Genomic DNA, 19,151 nt, shown 5'->3' with positions numbered 1-19,151 from the left:
TTGTGCAACAACAGGATAAGATTGCGGCTGGGCGCAATCTATCCTTATTCGTTAGATTCGATCCATCAGGAGGTGAGAATGAAATTAGAAGATTACCCCTATCAAGGGGATATAACAGTAATCAAGAGGTTAAACAAACCTCTTCCTGTATTTATCAGGTTTGGACATTTTCAATCTGAAACAGGTGAGCCGTCAATTAATTGGGCAACCGGCGAATATGAAAACGGTATCTGCGTTGTGCCTGCTGAAATAGTAGACGGCAAAGTTACCCCGCATAAAGACTGGATTGAATACCTGGGAGATTCATGGGATATATTCAGCGAGCGTACCGCTTACGTTTTGACCGGAAGGCTGTCAACCGTAGGGATGGTACAGGGTCAGCGGGAGAGCCGGTGTTGCAGCCCAGCAGTATCGTTGTGAGAGGTATCCAGTCTCCAAAGGTAACTGTGGGTATGGAGATTGATCTAAGAATCTAACACTGTGCTTATGCGAATCAGATTCGCATAAGTGACATAACCATCGTACCCAAAGAAAGCAATTTTTTTTAAAACCGCTTAATTCAGCGGAGGGGAACTTTTGTACCATGAAAACCGAAACTAAAACCAACCAAACACTGGTGCGGGCAAATCTCACCAGACTGGCCAGACAAGTGGCCTGAGGCAAAAAGGAACTTTTGTACCATGGAAACATCTAATAAAGAGCCAACCCAGTTACCTACAGAGCATGACGTTCTTGTCAGGAATGGTGGTAATTATGTCAGGGATTGAGTGGATTACCGTTAAAAAAATGGCCGAGGAAACCGGCTACACAGAAAAAGCTATCCGGAAAAAAGTCTCTAAAGGTAACTGGCCACAGGGCCTGGTATGGCGTCATGCCCCGGACAACCGTTTATTATTCAGTAAAACAGGTTACAACAAATGGGCAGAGTCGAGGCCGCTGAGTTAGTAAAAGGGATTGCCGGTGTTGAAGTACACGGCAACTCTCTCAGAATTATTTTCTCCTACAAAGGGGTTCGCTGTCGCGAATCCCTAGGGCTGGCCCCAACCAAAAAAAATGTTAAATTCGCTGTCGGCCTGAGATCGACAGTACTTCATGAAATCAAAACCAAATACTTTGATTATCAGGCAAGATTTCCTGATAGCAGCAATGCTGCCCGGCTGGGTCGTACTGACACCCTTAAGGAAATCAAGCTTGAAAAGCTCAAAGAAAAATATCTCCCCATCAAAGCGGCCGATATTGGCACGCAGACATTAAGACGATACAAGGACGGGTTGAAAGTCTGCGTCACATTACTCGACGGTGAAAGCATGGTTTCCTCTTTGACGCCTAAGGATATATACCGGCTTCGTGCCGACCTGATTGCTACCCGTAAACCCGCAACGTTGAATCATTACCTCGCCTGCCTGCGTGGAATGCTGGAGTTTGCAGAAGCAAATCGTTACACCGATCTCAAACTAAGCGAGTGCTGTAAACGGTTCAAAATTGGCAAGTCCCAGCCCTATCCACTGGAGCTGGAGGAGTATCAGCGGATCATGAATGATCCATTGCTGCACCCGTCCCACAGAAACCTGATCACTCTTTCTGTATACACCGGTCTACGGACAGGTGAAGCCAGAGCGTTAGCCTGGGAAGACATCGACCTTGAAAAAGGAACGATCAAGGTACAAAGAAACATCGCAAAAGATGATGATGGCGAATTTTTCAAGCTCCCCAAAACAGACAGCATCAGGACCATATACCTGTTACCGCCAGCACTCGAGGCGTTGAAAGCCCAGCGACAATATACAAAACTGTTTCCCGTCATCGATATTGTGATCCATCTGGACAAGCAGGCCAGGGAAAAGCAAACGGTGCGCCCTGTCTTCAGGCCGACCACTGCCCTGCCCCATGAAAACCACCACGCCATTGATTCAGTCTGGTACTCAGAAAGCTCATTGAGCAGCCAGTGGCGAAATATCCTGAAAAGGTGCAAAGTCACCTATCGCAGAATTTACCAAACACGCCATACTTTTGCCAGCTGGCAACTAACCGCTCATGGTAACATTGCTTTTATTGCCGATCAGATGGGTCACACGGATTACTCCATGCTTGTTAAAAAATACGGTCGCTGGATGAACGCAGAGAGTCAAAATGAGGTGAACCGTATCTGGCTAGCACTAGAGAACAAGGGTCATACGTCGTGTAAAGCCGCGAAAAACTGCCCCAAAAATGCCCCATAAACTCAACAAAATTGCCTAACATATTGATTTAATGGATAAAATAGACCTCTCCAACCACACTCCGATGATGCAGCAGTACCTGCGCATCAAACAGCAGCACAGGGATCACCTGGTGTTTTACCGGATGGGTGATTTCTACGAGCTGTTTTATGACGACGCCAAAAAGGCTGCACACTTGCTGGACATTACCCTGACCAAACGAGGGCAATCCGGTGGCGAACCAATCCCCATGGCGGGTATTCCATACCATGCGGCGGAGGGTTATCTGGCCAGATTGATCCGGTTGCGTCAGTCCGTTGCCATTGCCGAGCAGATTGGTGATCCGGCAACCAGCAAAGGGCCGGTGGAGCGTCAGGTGGTTCGTATTCTGACCCCCGGTACCGTCAGTGATGAAGCTTTGCTGGATGAGCGTCAGGATAATCTGCTGATGGCGGTAAACCAGCGGAAAAACCGCTATGGGCTGGCATTTCTCGATATCAGCAGTGGCCGGTTCAATGTACTTCAGGTGACGGGTGAAGAGGCATTGCTTTCTGAAGTTGAGCGCCTGAGCCCTGCCGAAGTATTGCTGAATGACGACCGCAACTGGCCTGAGATATTACTGCGTCGCCCCGGTGCCAGCAAACGCCCCCCATGGGACTTTGATCATGAGAGTGCTGTTGAGCAATTAATCCGACAATTCCAGACGCAAAGTCTTGATGGCTTTGGCTGCAGCCACTTAACACTGGCTATTGAGGCGGCTGGCTGTCTGCTGCAGTATGCCCGGGAAACACAGCGAATCGCTCTGCCCCACATTCGCGCCCTGGCACAGGAAAACCGGGAAGAGAGTGTGGTTCTGGATGCCGCCAGCCGGAAAAATCTGGAACTGACCACCAATATGAATGGCGGCCGGGAGCACACGGTAGCCGCCGTGCTGGATCGCACAGCCACGGCCATGGGCAGCCGCCTGCTCGGACGATGGATCAACCGGCCACTGCGCAATATTGACAAACTGCAGGCCCGCCAGTCAGCAATCAACGCCCTGAAAGATGGCTGCCATTTTGAGTCCCTCTACCCCATTCTCAAACATATTGGCGACATTGAACGTATTCTTGCCAGGGTTGCCCTGAAGTCAGCCCGACCACGGGATCTGGCACGGTTAAGGGATGCCCTGCAGCAACTGCCAAAACTGCAGCAACAACTGGCGGTGATTGATAGCCAGACTGTGCATCAACTGGCAGAAAGCATCAATGAACACCCCGGGCTCGAAGCTTTATTAACCCGGGCCATCATTGAGAACCCACCTGTTGTGATCCGTGATGGAGGTGTGATCGGCGAAGGTTATGACGCCGAGCTGGATGAGCTTCGTTCCATCAGTGAGAATGCGGGTGACTATCTGGTTCAAATGGAATTACGGGAACGTGAGCGTACGGGCCTGCCCAGCCTGAAAGTCGGTTATAACCGGGTACACGGTTACTATATCGAGTTGAGCCGCCGTGAATCCGAAGGCGCCCCGGTAGACTATATTCGCCGCCAGACCCTGAAAAATACTGAACGCTTTATTACCCCGGAGCTGAAAAAGTTTGAAGACAAGGCGCTGTCCAGCAAAAGTCGTGCGCTGGTCCGTGAAAAAGCACTGTACGATGAGCTTCTGGACAAACTGGTGGCGAGGCTGGAACCGCTTCAGGAGTGCTCCATGGCACTGTCAGAGTTGGATGTGCTGAGCAATCTGGCTGAACGTGCTGAGACATTGAATTTCTGCCGTCCTGAAATCCTGCAGAGCCCTGGTATTGAAATTATTGAAGGCCGCCATCCGGTTGTTGAGCAGGTTTTGGATGAACCGTTTGTGGCGAACAATGTCACCTTCAGTGTTCAGCGTCGTATGTTGATCATTACCGGTCCCAATATGGGCGGTAAATCCACCTATATGCGACAGACGGCACTGATTGTTCTGCTGGCTCATATTGGCAGTTTTGTACCTGCATCCCGGGCTCGCATTGGTCTGGTGGATCGGATTTTTACCCGCATCGGCTCCTCGGATGATCTGGCCGGTGGTCGTTCAACCTTTATGGTGGAAATGACGGAAACCGCCAATATTCTTCATAATGCTACCGAGCAGAGTCTGGTACTGATGGATGAAATCGGCCGCGGAACCAGCACCTTCGATGGGCTCTCCCTGGCTTGGGCCTGCGCTCAATATCTGGCGGATTCAGTACGGGCATTCACGCTGTTTGCCACCCACTACTTTGAGTTGACCCAGCTACCCGAAGAGTGCAATACGGTGGTGAACGTACATCTCAATGCGACCGAACATGACGATCGCATTGTCTTTCTCCATGCGGTGCAGGAAGGTCCTGCCAGCCAGAGCTATGGCCTGCAGGTGGCACAACTGGCCGGGGTGCCCCGACATGTTATTAACCAGGCACGACAGAAACTGGCCATGCTGGAACAACAGGAACCCGTTCCACAGGTTGTTGCAAAACCATCCGGAAAGGCTACTTTCACACCTCAGGCTGATCTGTTCGCAAGTCCTGAGCCACACCCGGCCGTTGAAGTTCTGGATAAAACAGACGTGGATAACCTGACACCCCGCCAAGCTCTGGAGCTGCTCTATACGCTCAAGGGACTGGAAAAATAATATAATTGTTCTTATACCCTGACCGGTATAAGTTTATGGTCATCCCGGCTATCCAGCGGGTTTACAACTCTGGTAAACTTGCCCGATGTTTTTTGTATTGCCTCAGGTTCTGTTAAGAGAACCTGACATAATGTTTCAGGTCACATTATGAAATGCTTTCGTGAACTAAGTTTTTGTCACGAATATAACAGCAAAACCGGGCGGTACTTTTTTTCAGTCAGATCAAATGGAGTTTAACCACCATGGCTTTCGTAGTGGGTGAAAACTGCATCAAGTGCAAATACACCGATTGCGTGGAAGTCTGTCCTGTGGACTGCTTCTATGAAGGACCAAACTTCCTGGTTATTCACCCGGATGAATGTATTGACTGTGCTCTTTGTGAGCCAGAGTGTCCGGCAAACGCTATTTTCTCCGAAGATGAGGTTCCCGACGATCAGCAGGAGTTCATCGAACTGAACGCCGTGCTTGCGGATGTCTGGGATAACATTACCGAGAAGAAAGATCCTCTCCCTGATGCGGCAGAGTGGGATGGCGTGAAGGGCAAGCTGGACCAGCTGGAACGCTGAGTTCAATAGCAAAAAAAGCCATGAGGGTTACCCATGGCTTTTTTATTAGCAGTAATTCAATGACAGACCATCAATTAAACAGGGACTCTCCTGACAACCCCTGCTTTTCAAGAATAGAGCGAAGCCGCTTCAAAGCCTCTACCTGAATCTGTCTTACCCGTTCACGGGTCAGACCAATCTCCCTACCAACTTCCTCAAGCGTACTGGTTTCATAACCCCTGAGACCAAACCGACGGGCAACGACCTCTCGCTGTTTTTCTGATAACTCACCTAACCAGCGGTCGAGACTGTCATTAAGATCCAGATCCTGTAACAGTTCTGCCGGGTCAGCACCTTTCTCATCAGAAATCGTATCCAGAATGGATTTATCAGAGTCAGGCCCCAGTGGCGTATCAACCGAAGTCACCCGCTCATTGAGACCGAGCATCCGCTTTACATCAGCCACCGGCTTATCCAGCAACTCGGCGATTTCTTCCGGGCTGGGATCATGATCCAGCTTCTGGGTTAATTCCCTGGCGGCCCTGAGATAGACATTCAGTTCTTTAACCACATGAATGGGCAGGCGAATCGTACGGGTCTGATTCATGATCGCCCGCTCAATCGTCTGTCGTATCCACCAGGTAGCGTAGGTTGAAAAACGAAATCCACGTTCAGGATCAAATTTCTCAACCGCACGAATCAGACCAAGGTTACCCTCTTCAATCAGATCAAGCAGTGTCAGACCACGGTTGACATAGCGCCTGGAGATTTTAACAACCAGCCGGAGATTACTTTCAATCATCCGGCGTCTACCCGCTTCTACCCCTTTTCGGGCAAGGCGGGCATAGTGGACCTCTTCCTCGGGGGTGAGGAGAGGTGAAAAGCCAATCTCATTCAGGTACAGCTGGGTTGCATCAATGGATTTGTAAAACCCATCATCTTCTTTTCGACGACTGGTATTAACCGGAGACACAGCCGCAGGCTGTGGCTTATCGATATCATCGTTTTCGTCAACCACTTCAATGAGGTCACCGGCATTTTCATCCGGGCTCAATTCATCCTGTCCTTGGATTACATCGTCAGCATAACTGCTTAGCTCTGCGTCATCCCTCTTCGATGCCATAAGAGTTAGTCCTATCCGAAAGTCCCACTCTATGCCGGGCAACCCGAGGTTGCACCGACACCCGTGAGATCCCTCTACTACAACAGCCACTGACCTTCGTCATCAGCGCCCTGGAAGGTACCCCATCGGGTCGACCGGTTTACCATCACGCCGAATTTCGAAGTGCAGCTTAGGCTCCGTCGTTCCTGTAGAACCTATTTCGGCTATCTTCTGGCCCGCTTTAACTGAGTCTCCCTCTTTCACCAATAGATCCTTGTTGTGCGCATATGCGCTCAGATAGCTACTATTATGTTTCAAAATGATCAGCCTGCCATAGCCGGACAGGTCGCTTCCTGCGTACACTACCTCGCCACTGGCTGCTGCCTTTACAGGCTCTCCTAATTCGCCGCCAATATCAATCCCCTTGTTAACAGGCATTTTGAGTGAATAAGCGGAAATAATTTTTCCGTTCGCAGGCCATTGCCAGCCACTGCTGCTGAAAGCGGTACTTTTTGGCGCCGAACTCTTTGCTGTATATTTTTTAACCGGAGCGTAGCTTTTGGCGATTGTTTTCTTCGGCTGCCTGACTGGAGTTCCTGAAGAAGTAGTAACCCCGGACCGGTGGATAGACAAGTTTATTTTCTGGCCCGGATAAATAGTATAAGGGCTTCGAATATTATTCTTTTGGGCCAACTCTCTGAAGTCTCTGCTATAGAGCCAGGCTATTGAATAAAGAGTTTCCCCTCTCTGGACAATATGCTGACCTGAGGTCACCTTCGGCGGCGATCTCAGGTCAGTAACCGTAACCCTGGCCGGGTCATGGCTGCAACTTGCAGTCAGCAGGCAGGCGATTAGGAAAAGTATTTTTTTTGAGCAATCACTCAAATTAATCAGAGTGATTTTCATGAAATCCAACACTTTATCAACTCCACTACCCTGCATGCCCACAAAAATCATTTATTAAATAAAAGAATATAAAAATTAATCCATGGTTTAAAATATTATACCGATATCAGTATTTTCGCCTATATTGGCGCACTTATTTAGTGCTTTTTACTATCCACCCACTCAATCATCGCCACCAAAGCAATGGCAAAAATCATCAGCCCAATAGATTCAACCAGATAAGCAGGCTGCCCGGTAATTCCCTGATAATTCATCGGAGAAACATTAGCCTGAATCAGTGGGACCAGTTCCCCGGAACTGTTAACCCGTGTTTCCAGCGTTTCCTTCCATGGCCAGACTTTGCCCAGAGCCCCGAGCATCAGGCCGGTCAATAGTGAAATGGCCAGATCACGGTGCTTTTTTAACAGCCATGACAACACATGGGAAAAGCTGAGCAAACCACCGATACAGCCCAGGCCAAAAACGATCAGTACACTGAAATTCAAACTCTTTACGGCATCAATTACCGGACCATACAACCCCATCATCAGTAGAATAAAGCTCCCAGAGATGCCTGGCAGAATCATGGCGCAGATAGCAATGCTACCGGCAAAAAACAGCGTCACCGGCTCTGGCTCAAGACTGGTTGGGGTTAACACACCCACAGCATATGCGATCACAATACCAGCAATCAGAGTGATGATGGTCGCGGCATGCCAGTGATGAACCTGACGAATCATATGCAGCCCGGATACCAGAATCAGACCAAAAAAGAATGCCCATAGCATCTCTGGATAGGTAGCCAGAAACCAGGTAATCACATGGGCAAATGACAGAATACTGGTCAGCACACCACCAAACACACACACCAGAAATGTGCCGTCTATCCTCTGCCACACACCGGCAACACCCTCGTCACCAAGTACTTTCAGTAACGATGGGTTAACACTTTTCAATGCATTCAACAGCCGGTCATAAATGCCAGTAATAAATGCGATGGTTCCACCAGATACTCCCGGCACAACATCGGCGGCCCCCATGGCCATTCCCCTGGCGATGAGGGCAAAGTAAGAAGAATAATTTGACATGTTCTGACCTTTGGAACAGAGGTTAAATAAAAAAGGGCACTCAATGCCATCAGCCATCCCGGACTGACTACTTTTTGTTTGGGCACGTTGTAAAAAAGAATGCAATGTCTTTTTTTATCAAGTATCAGCGTATAACACCCGCCAGCAATGGTACAAACCGGACAGCTTCCAACACCTTGCGCTGATACTCATCTCCGTTTCTGGTCACCAGTACAAGATCCTGAAAGTCGCTTCTTCCAACTGGAATTACCAGCCTGCCACCTTCCGGAGACAGCTGACTCAACAACGCTGCAGGAATTTCTCCGGGTGCCGCCGTGACGATAATTCCATCAAATGGACTTTCCTCTGGCCAACCCATACCACCATCGGTATGACGAAGCCGAACATTATTCAGAGATAGCCTGGACAGTCTCTGCTGTGCCTTCTCCTGCAATGGTCTGATACGTTCCACGGAGTACACCTTAGCCACCAGCGAAGCAAGCACAGCGGTCTGATAACCGGATCCGGTGCCAATTTCCAGCACCTTGTTCCGTTCACCCTGAGCCAACAGCACTTCCGTCATTTTGGCCACAATATACGGCTGGGACAGAGTCTGATTATGACCAATCGGCAATGCTGTATCTTCATAAGCACGATGTGCCAGCGCCTCATCAAGAAAAAGATGACGGGGAATGGTGCGAATGGCATCCAGAACTTTGCCGGACTGAATACCCTGATCCAGCAGACGCTGGATCAGTCGCTCTCTGGTCCGGCGTGACGTCATACCGATACCATCAATTTCAAGATCCCTCATACACAGACTCCAAGCCAATCCTCCATCAGTGATAACGTTGCATGGCCGGTCTTATCGTATTGCAATGGGGTAATGGATACATAGCCAGAAGCCACCGCATGAAAATCAGTCCCTTCCTCTGCAACCAGGGGCTTACCAACACCGCCGATCCACCAGACCGTATTGCCACGGGGATCGGTCATTTTTACCGGGGGCTTTGACGGGTGACGATGGCCGAGCCGGGTAATTTTCATGCCACGGATATCTTCATAACCACAGGCCGGCACATTGACATTGAGTATCGTGCCTTCTGGCAAGACCTGATCATCAAGGCGCAACATCAAATCGTGTAACACTCTGGCGCTCACTTCCATGTGGTGATCTTCTTGACCACAGGATGAAATAGCGATTGCGGTTTTTGCCAGCATGCGTCCTTCCATGGCAGCAGCCACAGTCCCCGAGTAGAGAACATCATCGCCCAGGTTTGCGCAACTGTTAATACCGGAAACTACCCGTTCCGGCAGGCGGCCAAACAGCCCACTGGCGGCGAGATTGACACAATCTGCCGGTGTCCCGTCCACACTGAAGAACCCATTGTCGTGCTCTTTCATACGCAATGGCCGGTTCAAAGTGAGGGCATGCCCCCTGCCAGAACAGTCATTATCCGGAGCCACTACCCAGCATTGACCGTGTGATTTCATGGTGGCAAACGAAAGGGCCAATCCCCTGGCGGTAACGCCATCATCATTGGATAGCAATATGGTCATAGTCCATCAATCCTGAATTAATCCAAGCTTTTCTCAAGCCCATTGTCTTGACCGGCATGACTCTTTTCACGACTGTTTTTCACGACTTTTTCAAGAGAATGGTTTTCTTCATAACAATCAAACAACTCCCTGATTACAGAAGTTGCAAAACAGCCCTTTGGCAGCCGGAAGCGCAATGCCAGTGAACTTCCTTCCGGACTGCTTTCCCACAACCAGGTGAACTGCTGGGGCATCAGGCGGTTAACTCTGCGCTCCTGCAGCAAACCGGCCCTCTCAAGTCCATCACACAGCTGGGGATATCCGGCAGTGACAGACTGTTCGAACATCAGCACCTGGTCAGTCACTTTCGATGATCCCCTCCCCCACAGCGGTGAAGTCGGGCTTAATTCACCATTGCCCAGACGGGTGATCATGGTTTCATCCGGCACTGCAAAAATCAGGCTATTACTATCTGGAAATCCTAATGCATCTCCGGAAAGGTATTGGTTCCAGACACCGTCAATGACCTTTTGCGACAGAACCCGGTTAAACAGCCAGGATCGGGCTGCAGACAGATAGACTGATCGTTTATTACGCTGAACCCTGAATTTTCCAGCCAGCATATGGACGGCTTTTTCAATATTACGTCCGTCATGACCAAAACGCTGTTCACCGAAGTAATTAGGCACCCCTTCACGAGATATCTGCTCTAAACGGGTATTAACCAGTACAGGATCAGCGTCAATATTCCGCAATGTAATACAGAATTCATTTGCCTTCAGGGCTCCGGTTTTCAGTTTTTTCCGGTGGCGTGCCTGTCGAATGATCCGTATGGTATCACTCTCCAGTCCACTCCAGTCGGGATCAGCCATACCAGGCAGGGAAACACAAAACCATTGACGTGTAATTCCATGACGATCTTTTCTCCCGGCATAACTCACCGACTGTCTTCTGACTCCTGCATGTCTCGCCAGAAGCCCTGCAACCCAGTCGGTATTCTCACCTTTTTTTTCAATCAGCAGAAATAGGTGTTCACCTTCACCTTTCGGCTCAAAAGGCAGTAGCTCATCAACCAGAAAATCTTCATAACAGGACTTGAAAAGACAACTACCCAAAGGACCGCCAAAGGCATAATACCAATCAACGCAGTAATCGGCAGGCATCGGTACATCTGCATCCATGATGCGCACTCAACAAAGCAAAATTTACAACAAACAATACCGAGTTTAACGCAGTTATTGAAAGGTAATACCGAAAAATAACCATGAGTGGTGGGCCTCCTGTCCAGAAGGCTGCATGTTTTGGGTCATGACCCCAGATCTATCAACAGAACGACGGCGTGCACCGCAATACCTTCTTTTCTACCGGTATAGCCAAGCTTTTCTGTGGTGGTCGCTTTGACGTTTACCAGAGATGGATCAATCCCCATGTCTTCGCTGATATTCTGCCGCATCTGATCAATGTGCGGTGACATTTTAGGAGACTGGGCAATGATGGTACTGTCCATATTCACTGGAGCCAGGTCGTGCTGTTCAAGCAGGGCAATAACATGACGCAGTAACTTGCGACTATCAATGCCAGCATAACGCTCATCAGTATCGGGAAAATGCTTGCCAATATCACCCAGGCCTGCTGCTCCCAGCAGCGCGTCGCAAAGGGCATGGAGCAGCACATCGCCATCAGAATGCGCCACCAATCCGTGGGTGTGAGGGATTTTCACCCCCCCCCAGAACAATATAATCACCTTCACCAAAGCGGTGAACATCAAAACCATGGCCAATACGCAGACCAATACGCGGACCAATACGCATCAAGTGACCTCAATAAGTTTTGACTGCTGTTCCAGGTATAGAGTGGCCAGAGCCAAATCAGTTCCCCGGGTCACCTTAATATTATCGGCATGCCCTTCCACCATGACGGGCTGTTTGCCAGCGTATTCAATGGCACTGGCCTCATCCGTTACCGGCATCTTATCCGCTATCGCTTTTGCCATTGCATCGTGCAGCATTCCCAGACGAAACATCTGGGGTGTCATTGCATGCCAGAGCCCCTGACGGTCTACCGTTTCGGACACAACATCATTGCCTCCGGCCCTCTTGATGGTATCGGTAACCGGGCTACCCAGCAGACCTCCGACAGGGTGATCATGGAGCTGATTGATCAGCCAATCTATATCGGAGCGGCGAATGCAGGGGCGGGCCACATCATGAACCAGAACCCAGTCATCAAGATTGGCAATATCCAGTAGCACTTTCAGACCATTGAGTACCGAGCGGTAACGCTCATCCCCTCCCTGAGCAAGGAGAACTCGCGGATGTCTCAATAGTTCGATGGACTGGTGATACTCATCATTATGATCAAGAACCACCACTATCTTTTCCAGCCCGGGAAAATCCAGCAATCGCTCCAGAGTATGCACCATCAGAGGCTTGCCCTTGATTTCTAGGTACTGTTTGGGAATATCGATATTCATTCGGCGGCCAACACCTGCTGCCGGAACAACCGCCCAGTAACGAACCGTGTTCATGGTTTCTACGCTACTCACTCTGACACCCTTAATTTGAACATCCAGAAGCCCGCTCAGGAACGGCTCCTGACCAATACAGGAAAAATATAATCCCCTTTAATCGTAAGTCAGAAAGAACGTTTCATCACTGCGGATCATACCCAGCTCCTGACGCGCTCTCTCTTCAACCGTTTCCATCCCCTGCTGTAGCTCCACAACCTCTTTGGCCAGCAGACGATTACGCTGGTACAAACGTTCATTTTCCAGCCTGAAACGCTCAAGGTTATCTTTTTGTGTCAACATTTCAGCCAGACTGCCTTCACCAATCCAGAGCCTGGTTTGCAGGTAAACCATCAGCAGTGACAACAGGGCTATTGCCAGTTTTTTCATCATCAGTTCCGCTTTAAACCGTCACTATCCAGCAGTATGGACAACACCAGAAACAGGATGCAAGAAGCTGGGGTATCAATAGAGACTTAACGATGGAGTTTAACAGGAGTACCTGTGGTTTAACATATGATCAGTTATTTGAACTGTTTCACATTAATGAAGGTCATTAACAAAAAGCCAGGCATCAAAATAAGCAACTCAAATGATCGTTCTTACTATCTTGGATATTTATGACCGAAAGACAGCTCTCTACACCCAAGAATGCTGTGCTATCTGTTGAGTTCAACCTGGTACCAGCTACCCATCGCCCGTAAGCCAAAGACCCGGGAGTTCGGAATATGCCGACTGGCAACCCCATTGGCAGTACCAACAGCTATACCACCCCGGCTGCCACCACCAGCCTGCCCGTGAAAAACAGAACCAGCACCCGCATCGCCGCCGCTTCCAGCCAAAAGCCTTTGCTATTGCTGGATCTGCCAGAGCTACCCATGAGGCACATACTGGGTTTTTTAGGGGACCGTGATATAAAGGCCATGGCACAGACCTGTTCGTCTTTGTTGACTAAAATCCGCGCAGAGCACCTGCTCGCCAGAATCTGGTTTAAAAAGTTCGAGCCACGACAGCAGCAGCAATTCATACAGATTGCCAAAAACATCAGCAACCATGAACTGAAAGCCTGGCTGGGGCAGTTTACCGGGAATGAAACGCTGATCAGCACTATTTGTGGCCATTCAGCCGGGAAAGTAACAGACGACGATATACCGGCACGGGAACCACAAAAAGGGAAATATTTCCCGCAAATCCTGTTTTACACAGTGGGCCAGCTGATGGTCAACTGTCGTACTTTCCATCCGGAATTGGCAATATCCATCAATTGCATCCCCTATACTGCCGCATCAGCGACGCTCAGCAACGATGCCCGCTATCTGGCGACCAACAGTTACACTCGCTGTGGTCCGCGAACTTATGGCAGAACGGAAAACTCCACAAGGCCCGCAGAGATAGCTATTCCCCATGAAGCCAGGGTCCTGCAGATCGCCTTCAGCGCTGACAACCAGCATATATTGAGCCACACGGCTTCGACCGCGAAAATCACCAGCTGTAATGCCGACGACAGCTGGACAGAAAAACTCATCATTTCTGATAGATTTATCAGTTCGGCGACTTTCAGTCCCGACAGCCGCCATGCAGTAATGGTCAGGAGTGGTCGCAGGGCCATAATCTGCTCAATGGATAAGACTGGCCGCTGGGCAGTGACAACAACAATGAAACATAAAGGGGATGTTCTTTCAGCAAAATTCAGCCCTGACAGCAGCCTGATAGTCACCGCCAGTGACGATCACACGGTGAAAATCCATGGCCGTGATATCAACGGCAACTGGCTGGAGCTGGCCACTCTGAACCATAATGGCAGAGTCACTGCAGCTGAATTCAGCCCTGATGGCAAACATATAATGACCATTAGCAACGACGAGAATCACAATCCGGATCGCACCGCAACGATTTTCAGCGGCAACACCGATAACTGTTGGACAAAAAAAACCTATATTACCCACTCCCAAGAAATCACCTTCACTTCATTCAGCCCTGACAGCCGCCATGCAGTAACGGCCAGCTTCGATTATACTGCCAGAATCCTGAGTTTTGATACCCTCGACAACTGGCAAGAAAAAACCACTATTAACCATACACGGCGGATTGCCTCTACCAGTTTTAGTCCCGATAGTCACTATTTAGTAACGGCCAGTAGCGATAGTACAGCGAAAATCTACCGGTATGATGCAAACGCCAGGCACTGGTCAGAACAACAGGTTATTGTCCATAATCTAGGGATCAGCTCAGCCACGTTCAGCGCTGATGGCCACCATATCCTGACATTTTCCAGCAACTACTCAGTAATATCTCTATCTGAATGCAACGCCAAAATCCACACTCGTACGGCCAGTGGCAACTGGATAACAAGCGGCAGTTTTACCACAGAAGGCGGGGTTTACTCAGCCCAATTCAACCATGATGGCTCCCATATTGTCATCGATGCCAGAAATGATAGTGCCGCCAAAATCTATGGCTACACTGCAGATGGCAACTGGTTACACAAAGCGACGGTGCACCATCGCTACAGGCTCGACTCGGTAACATTCAGTGCCAACGGGGGCCATTTAGTAACCATTAGTAATGACGGTCAACTGGTTCAGGTCTGGCACCTTCATAAGAAAGATTTAGCGCCACATCCCCAGTGCTCTTTAAATGAACCATCGCCTCCCCCAAACAAAAAGGCCCGAAGATCTGCTTCAAAAGCTCACAGATGAAGGGCGATCGACGGATTAACTTTCTTTCAGCCTGACGGGTTTTCCCGCTTTGCCGGGCAAACAAAAAGGGAGGCTCAGGGCCTCCCTTTTCAATCAGCAGTGACTGCTAATCAGGCACGCTTGAATTCAGCAATACCACGATAAGGCGCTTTGCCTTCCAGCTGCTCTTCGATACGGATCAGCTGGTTGTACTTGGCTACACGATCAGAACGGCACAGGGAACCGGTCTTGATCTGGCCAGCGCCGGTACCTACCGCCAGGTCAGCGATGGTAGCGTCTTCAGTTTCACCGGAACGGTGAGAGATAACGGCAGTGTAGCCAGCGTCTTTGGCCATCTTGATCGCATCCAGAGTTTCGCTCAGAGAGCCGATCTGGTTAAACTTGATCAGGATAGAGTTAGCGATGCCCTTATCGATACCTTCTTTCAGGATCTTGGTGTTGGTTACAAACAGATCGTCACCAACGATCTGGATCTTATCGCCCAGCAGTTCAGTCTGGTACTTGAAGCCGTCCCAGTCAGATTCATCCAGACCATCTTCGATGGAGATGATCGGGTATTCTTCGGCCAGACCTTTCAGGTAATCAGAGAACTCGTTGGAGGTGAAGACTTTGCCTTCGCCTTTCAGGTTGTAATTGCCATCTTCGAAGAACTCGGAAGCCGCACAGTCCATAGCCAGAGTGATGTCGGTGCCCAGAGTGTAACCGGCCGCAGCAACGGCTTCTTTGATCACCGCCAGAGCGTCTGCATTGGAAGCCAGGTTTGGGGCAAAACCACCTTCGTCGCCCACTGCAGTGTTCAGGCCCTTGTCGGACAGCACTTTCTTCAGAGCGTGGAATACTTCAGCACCCACACGCAGCGCTTCAGCAAAGTTTTTGGCGCCAACTGGCTGGATCATGAATTCCTGGATGTCGACGTTGTTGTCAGCGTGTTCACCGCCGTTCAGGATGTTCATCATCGGCACTGGCATGGTGAACTGGCCAGCAGTACCGTTCAGCTCAGCAATGTGCGCGTACAGAGGCATGCCTTTATCAACGGCAGCAGCTTTGGCAGCGGCCAGAGACACCGCCAGGATAGCGTTAGCGCCCAGCTTGGCTTTGTTGTCAGTGCCGTCCAGATCGATCATCTTCTGATCCAGACCACGCTGGTCATTGGCATCAAAACCAAGCAGTGCTTCACGGATAGAACCGTTGACATTGGCAACGGCTTTCAGAACGCCCTTGCCCAGGTAACGGGACTTATCACCATCACGCAGTTCCAGAGCTTCGCGGGAACCCGTGGAAGCGCCGCTGGGAGCACAGGCAGTACCAAAGGCACCAGACTCAAGAATGACATCAGCTTCAACAGTGGGATTACCACGAGAATCGAGGACTTCGCGAGCCTTGATTTCCTTGATAGCGGTCATGAGATACTCCGGGTGAAGAATTCGGAATTTTCAAGTGAGAGGTAAGCAATACCGTAAAAGATAGGTGGCATTGTTACGGGAGCGGCAACTATACCACCGGAAAATCCTGTGTCAAAGCCTTACAAATTCGCTGGACACCGCGCCAACATTGAGCTTCGTGGATTTTTGATCGTTACTGTTAACTACTGACAATCGCCTGTTAACCATCGTTTAAACCAGGCGTCAATGATCAAATATTCATCAGGCAATAATAATAACAATATAAGAAAAATTTACTACCTGAGATACAATTCAAAAATCAGTTTTTCTGCAGTGCAGTCAAAATCAAATATGGCATCAATGATGATACTGACCTGATGGTGATTCACCGTTTTATTTATCTGGCAGTGGTCAGAAATACTGTTTGCCAGTGCTTCCATCTTTGCCATCTGATTGTTAGCCTGTTGCTCAGTATCTCCTTTATATTGTCATTACAAAGTTTGTATCCCCGGGTACAATCACCTCGCCAATCTCAAAACAGTGATCGGCAACAACTTCCAGTTCAGCGGTGGTATTTTCCATATCAGGCCTCCTGTTGAATGCCAGATGATGATAAGCAAGGTATGGTTTTCTGAAAAAACCAACAATAAGATAGATGTCTTAATCAATTAGCAATAAATAGTTAACCACTACTGCAAAGAAGAACCAAACACTAATCATCTTAAACTACTTTCACTGCTCCTTAATAATATTTTGATTTTAATAAGTTGAAAATCAAAACATTATTGGTTGATAAGGGAAAAATCGAAAATAAATTGGAACCATATTACAAATTATTGGTCAAAACAAATAAGAACCGGATCCTAAGAAAAAGGATTGGACGCAAAAACAGGAACAACCGAATCGCATTAAAAAAATTTATTCATAAACGGAAGTTATTATAGAGCAATCAATGTTTAACTCAATATCAAATACAATGGATTCAAAAAACACTGGCTATCCTCCAGATACCTCTATTGTTACCAGGTTTCTGAGCATCCCGGTTTCTGTCGCCAACGTTTTAAGCTATCTATTGTCTTCTCAAGAAAGCAGCTGCCAGCCAGAAAAAATTTCTTCATACAACATATCAGTTCGTGAAATTGACGGTTTTTTCTTAGTATCTCTTGCTTCAGACCAGGATACTCATCCTGGTGAAACCACGACAGCGGAACCCTCATCAACAGGAGATTCTGCCCAATTAGAATGCTGTTTTTCCGATGATGATCCGCAACGATTCTATTCATTCTGGTTTAATGAGAATGCCTCCCGCGGCAAATCCACTGATTACGCGCCCACATCATTAAATGTCAAGGATACATTATGTGTGGCTATTGCGGATAATAGCGATGCAGATGATCAATTTTTCGAAGAAACGATGCCTGTTAATGCCCCTGACAGCATAATCCCTCCCATGAGTCTGCACTGCTTTGAAACTAACAGTATGATTTACATTCCTGATGAGTCAGAACAACTGGATATTTATACTGTTGACATCATTAAGGGCAGTGAGCTTGCAAACCAGCTTGGCACTTCGGGCAAAGTCACCGTTGACAAAGTATTTTATCACGTAGGAACCGGTGCTATTTACGCCCAGGTAACGATCAATGGCATAGAACAGTTATTGACTCTTTTTTATATCAAGGTAGAAACCAACATCAAGCTTCCGGTCACCCAATATCAGCTGGATACGTATCTCTCAGAGACAAAAAATGAGTATGCTCCTCACTATGAATTCTTCAGGGAAGAATTAAAAAAGCGTTTTATGGTAGAGGAAGAACAGAATTTACCAGTAACACCAGATGATGCTGCATCATCCGACTGCTCTGGAGTGGATGCTGGTAAATTTCTCGATGCCGCTACCCTTAGCACAGAGGTAATGGGAACGAGAACCAGTGAAATTCAAAAACATAAATGGCGAATGAAATTATTAAGAAAAAAGATACCAGAATATATGTACCCAAAAACCATAGCACCGGTAAAATATTATTGTTGCAATCAGGGTATCAGCGGTGTCACTAATAAAAAAGGAATTGACATCATTGAAGCTGTCAAGATGAGAATGTATCTGCAGGAGAAGACATTAGTTAGCCCAGGAGGGCCACCGTTGAAACACCAGGATATAGACTCAGCACTCAAACATGTCGCGGAACAAAAAAGTGCGCTGGCGGCCAGTCAGCGTCATGCTGCAAAACTGAATATACACTTTGACAAGCCACCGGAGGTTACCTTGTCCCGAAGACAAGCTGAAACAATTAAGATGCTAAATGAAAGGAGGGTTATGGCCAAAAAGGCAGGGATTGATTTCGGAGCCCAGAAGGATATTGCAACTGAATTTACCGCATTCTTATGATTAAGCTGTGGTGATTTGGGAAGCAGTTCGGTAAATAGAACCGCTTCACCTCACAAATGGAATTTCCATCCTTAATTTAATACCAACCTCGCTACGGGGCGGACCATATAAGCCTCCTAGTACACCATTTCAATGAGTTTGAGGTGTATAATCTCCGTTCACCCTGAGCGGAGTCGAAGGGTGATTGGCACAGTCTTTATTCAG

At 48.5% G+C, this 19,151-nt stretch carries 17 protein-coding genes and 1 pseudogene; 7 read left to right on the top strand and 11 right to left on the bottom strand.

The features are described from left to right. The 5 genes from KDK15_RS08165 to fdxA all read left to right on the top strand — a co-directional run. Positions 1 to 420, top strand: a 420-nt coding sequence (locus KDK15_RS08165; protein WP_257294863.1) for a hypothetical protein, incomplete at its 5' end; no start/stop codon positions are given. Between the two features lie 333 nt (positions 421 to 753). After that, on the top strand, positions 754 to 945 hold the full coding sequence (locus KDK15_RS08160) for a hypothetical protein (RefSeq protein WP_257294862.1): 192 nt from the start codon (positions 754 to 756) through the stop codon (positions 943 to 945). Beyond that, positions 918 to 2,219 carry a site-specific integrase gene (locus tag KDK15_RS08155; protein WP_257294861.1) on the top strand — a complete coding sequence of 434 codons (1,302 nt, stop codon included), beginning with the start codon at positions 918 to 920 and terminating at the stop codon, positions 2,217 to 2,219. The genes KDK15_RS08160 and KDK15_RS08155 overlap by 28 nt, the downstream gene beginning before the upstream one ends. A 31-nt stretch (positions 2,220 to 2,250) precedes the next feature. Next, a complete protein-coding gene (gene mutS, locus KDK15_RS08150; RefSeq protein ID WP_257294860.1) occupies positions 2,251 to 4,833 on the top strand; it encodes a DNA mismatch repair protein MutS in 2,583 nt (860 codons plus the stop codon). A 242-nt stretch (positions 4,834 to 5,075) separates the two neighbouring features. After that, positions 5,076 to 5,399, top strand: a complete 324-nt coding sequence (gene fdxA / locus KDK15_RS08145; protein ID WP_101747078.1) for a ferredoxin FdxA — start codon at positions 5,076 to 5,078, stop codon at positions 5,397 to 5,399. Between the two features lie 70 nt (positions 5,400 to 5,469). On the opposite strand, the gene rpoS is transcribed toward fdxA, so the two are convergent. The 9 genes and pseudogenes from rpoS to KDK15_RS08100 all read right to left on the bottom strand — a co-directional run bounded on the left by rpoS (position 5,470) and on the right by KDK15_RS08100 (position 12,867). Next, positions 5,470 to 6,501, bottom strand: a complete 1,032-nt coding sequence (gene rpoS / locus KDK15_RS08140; RefSeq protein WP_257294859.1) for an RNA polymerase sigma factor RpoS — start codon at positions 6,499 to 6,501, stop codon at positions 5,470 to 5,472. A 102-nt stretch (positions 6,502 to 6,603) separates the two neighbouring features. Beyond that, entirely contained in the window at positions 6,604 to 7,386 is a 783-nt protein-coding gene (locus KDK15_RS08135) for a peptidoglycan DD-metalloendopeptidase family protein (protein ID WP_257294858.1), read from the bottom strand. A gap of 137 nt (positions 7,387 to 7,523) precedes the next feature. Next, complete coding sequence (locus KDK15_RS08130; RefSeq protein WP_257294857.1) at positions 7,524 to 8,453, bottom strand: DUF368 domain-containing protein; 930 nt, start codon at positions 8,451 to 8,453, stop codon at positions 7,524 to 7,526. 124 nt (positions 8,454 to 8,577) lie between these two features. Beyond that, entirely contained in the window at positions 8,578 to 9,246 is a 669-nt protein-coding gene (locus KDK15_RS08125) for a protein-L-isoaspartate(D-aspartate) O-methyltransferase (RefSeq protein ID WP_257294856.1), read from the bottom strand. After that, positions 9,243 to 9,992, bottom strand: a complete 750-nt coding sequence (gene surE, locus KDK15_RS08120; RefSeq protein ID WP_257294855.1) for a 5'/3'-nucleotidase SurE — start codon at positions 9,990 to 9,992, stop codon at positions 9,243 to 9,245. The genes KDK15_RS08125 and surE overlap by 4 nt, the downstream gene beginning before the upstream one ends. A gap of 17 nt (positions 9,993 to 10,009) precedes the next feature. Next, complete coding sequence (truD, locus tag KDK15_RS08115) at positions 10,010 to 11,152, bottom strand: tRNA pseudouridine(13) synthase TruD (RefSeq protein WP_257294854.1); 1,143 nt, start codon at positions 11,150 to 11,152, stop codon at positions 10,010 to 10,012. A gap of 125 nt (positions 11,153 to 11,277) precedes the next feature. Continuing rightward, positions 11,278 to 11,782, bottom strand: a pseudogene (ispF, locus tag KDK15_RS08110) (2-C-methyl-D-erythritol 2,4-cyclodiphosphate synthase). After that, the gene (gene ispD, locus KDK15_RS08105; RefSeq protein WP_257294853.1) at positions 11,782 to 12,516 is read right to left on the bottom strand and encodes a 2-C-methyl-D-erythritol 4-phosphate cytidylyltransferase; all 735 of its coding nucleotides are present in this window, start codon (positions 12,514 to 12,516) and stop codon (positions 11,782 to 11,784) included. Before ispD ends, ispF begins: the two are co-directional and overlap by 1 nt. Before the next feature lie 78 nt (positions 12,517 to 12,594). Next, positions 12,595 to 12,867: a septum formation initiator family protein gene (locus KDK15_RS08100; protein WP_306800274.1), complete on the bottom strand. Its 273-nt coding sequence runs from the start codon at positions 12,865 to 12,867 to the stop codon at positions 12,595 to 12,597. Positions 12,868 to 13,205: 338 nt separating this feature from the next. On the opposite strand from KDK15_RS08100, the gene KDK15_RS08095 reads away from it, so the two are divergent. Continuing rightward, the gene (locus tag KDK15_RS08095; RefSeq protein ID WP_257294851.1) at positions 13,206 to 15,176 is read left to right on the top strand and encodes a WD40 repeat domain-containing protein; all 1,971 of its coding nucleotides are present in this window, start codon (positions 13,206 to 13,208) and stop codon (positions 15,174 to 15,176) included. A gap of 110 nt (positions 15,177 to 15,286) precedes the next feature. Here the strand turns inward: KDK15_RS08095 and eno are convergent, their stop codons facing one another. Together eno and KDK15_RS08085 are read right to left on the bottom strand one after the other, a co-directional pair. Beyond that, the gene (gene eno / locus KDK15_RS08090; RefSeq protein WP_257294850.1) at positions 15,287 to 16,579 is read right to left on the bottom strand and encodes a phosphopyruvate hydratase; all 1,293 of its coding nucleotides are present in this window, start codon (positions 16,577 to 16,579) and stop codon (positions 15,287 to 15,289) included. 275 nt (positions 16,580 to 16,854) lie between these two features. Next, the gene (locus tag KDK15_RS08085) at positions 16,855 to 17,007 is read right to left on the bottom strand and encodes a DUF406 family protein (protein WP_306800273.1); all 153 of its coding nucleotides are present in this window, start codon (positions 17,005 to 17,007) and stop codon (positions 16,855 to 16,857) included. A 503-nt stretch (positions 17,008 to 17,510) separates the two neighbouring features. On the opposite strand from KDK15_RS08085, the gene KDK15_RS08080 reads away from it, so the two are divergent. Continuing rightward, complete coding sequence (locus KDK15_RS08080; RefSeq protein WP_257294849.1) at positions 17,511 to 18,947, top strand: hypothetical protein; 1,437 nt, start codon at positions 17,511 to 17,513, stop codon at positions 18,945 to 18,947. Positions 18,948 to 19,151: the final 204 nt, after the last annotated feature.

Source organism: Endozoicomonas sp. YOMI1 (assembly GCF_024606345.1).
Taxonomy (GTDB): Bacteria; Pseudomonadota; Gammaproteobacteria; order Pseudomonadales; family Endozoicomonadaceae; genus Endozoicomonas.
Note: the sequence above shows the minus strand (reverse complement) of the source record. Positions and strands in the feature narration are given on the sequence as shown.

What these genes read in the sequence shown, in the direction of transcription:
- KDK15_RS08130 (WP_257294857.1), bottom strand. Translation starts at nt 8,453, where the DNA reads ATGTCAAATTATTCTTCTTACTTTGCCCTCATCGCCAGGGGAATGGCC.
- KDK15_RS08100 (WP_306800274.1), bottom strand. Translation starts at nt 12,867, where the DNA reads ATGAAAAAACTGGCAATAGCCCTGTTGTCACTGCTGATGGTTTACCTG.
- KDK15_RS08135 (WP_257294858.1), bottom strand. Translation starts at nt 7,386, where the DNA reads ATGAAAATCACTCTGATTAATTTGAGTGATTGCTCAAAAAAAATACTT.
- KDK15_RS08125 (WP_257294856.1), bottom strand. Translation starts at nt 9,246, where the DNA reads ATGAGGGATCTTGAAATTGATGGTATCGGTATGACGTCACGCCGGACC.
- KDK15_RS08080 (WP_257294849.1), top strand. Translation starts at nt 17,511, where the DNA reads ATGTTTAACTCAATATCAAATACAATGGATTCAAAAAACACTGGCTAT.
- KDK15_RS08155 (WP_257294861.1), top strand. Translation starts at nt 918, where the DNA reads ATGGGCAGAGTCGAGGCCGCTGAGTTAGTAAAAGGGATTGCCGGTGTT.
- eno (WP_257294850.1), bottom strand. Translation starts at nt 16,579, where the DNA reads ATGACCGCTATCAAGGAAATCAAGGCTCGCGAAGTCCTCGATTCTCGT.
- rpoS (WP_257294859.1), bottom strand. Translation starts at nt 6,501, where the DNA reads ATGGCATCGAAGAGGGATGACGCAGAGCTAAGCAGTTATGCTGACGAT.
- surE (WP_257294855.1), bottom strand. Translation starts at nt 9,992, where the DNA reads ATGACCATATTGCTATCCAATGATGATGGCGTTACCGCCAGGGGATTG.
- truD (WP_257294854.1), bottom strand. Translation starts at nt 11,152, where the DNA reads ATGGATGCAGATGTACCGATGCCTGCCGATTACTGCGTTGATTGGTAT.
- KDK15_RS08160 (WP_257294862.1), top strand. Translation starts at nt 754, where the DNA reads ATGTCAGGGATTGAGTGGATTACCGTTAAAAAAATGGCCGAGGAAACC.
- KDK15_RS08095 (WP_257294851.1), top strand. Translation starts at nt 13,206, where the DNA reads ATGCCGACTGGCAACCCCATTGGCAGTACCAACAGCTATACCACCCCG.
- KDK15_RS08085 (WP_306800273.1), bottom strand. Translation starts at nt 17,007, where the DNA reads ATGGCAAAGATGGAAGCACTGGCAAACAGTATTTCTGACCACTGCCAG.
- fdxA (WP_101747078.1), top strand. Translation starts at nt 5,076, where the DNA reads ATGGCTTTCGTAGTGGGTGAAAACTGCATCAAGTGCAAATACACCGAT.
- mutS (WP_257294860.1), top strand. Translation starts at nt 2,251, where the DNA reads ATGGATAAAATAGACCTCTCCAACCACACTCCGATGATGCAGCAGTAC.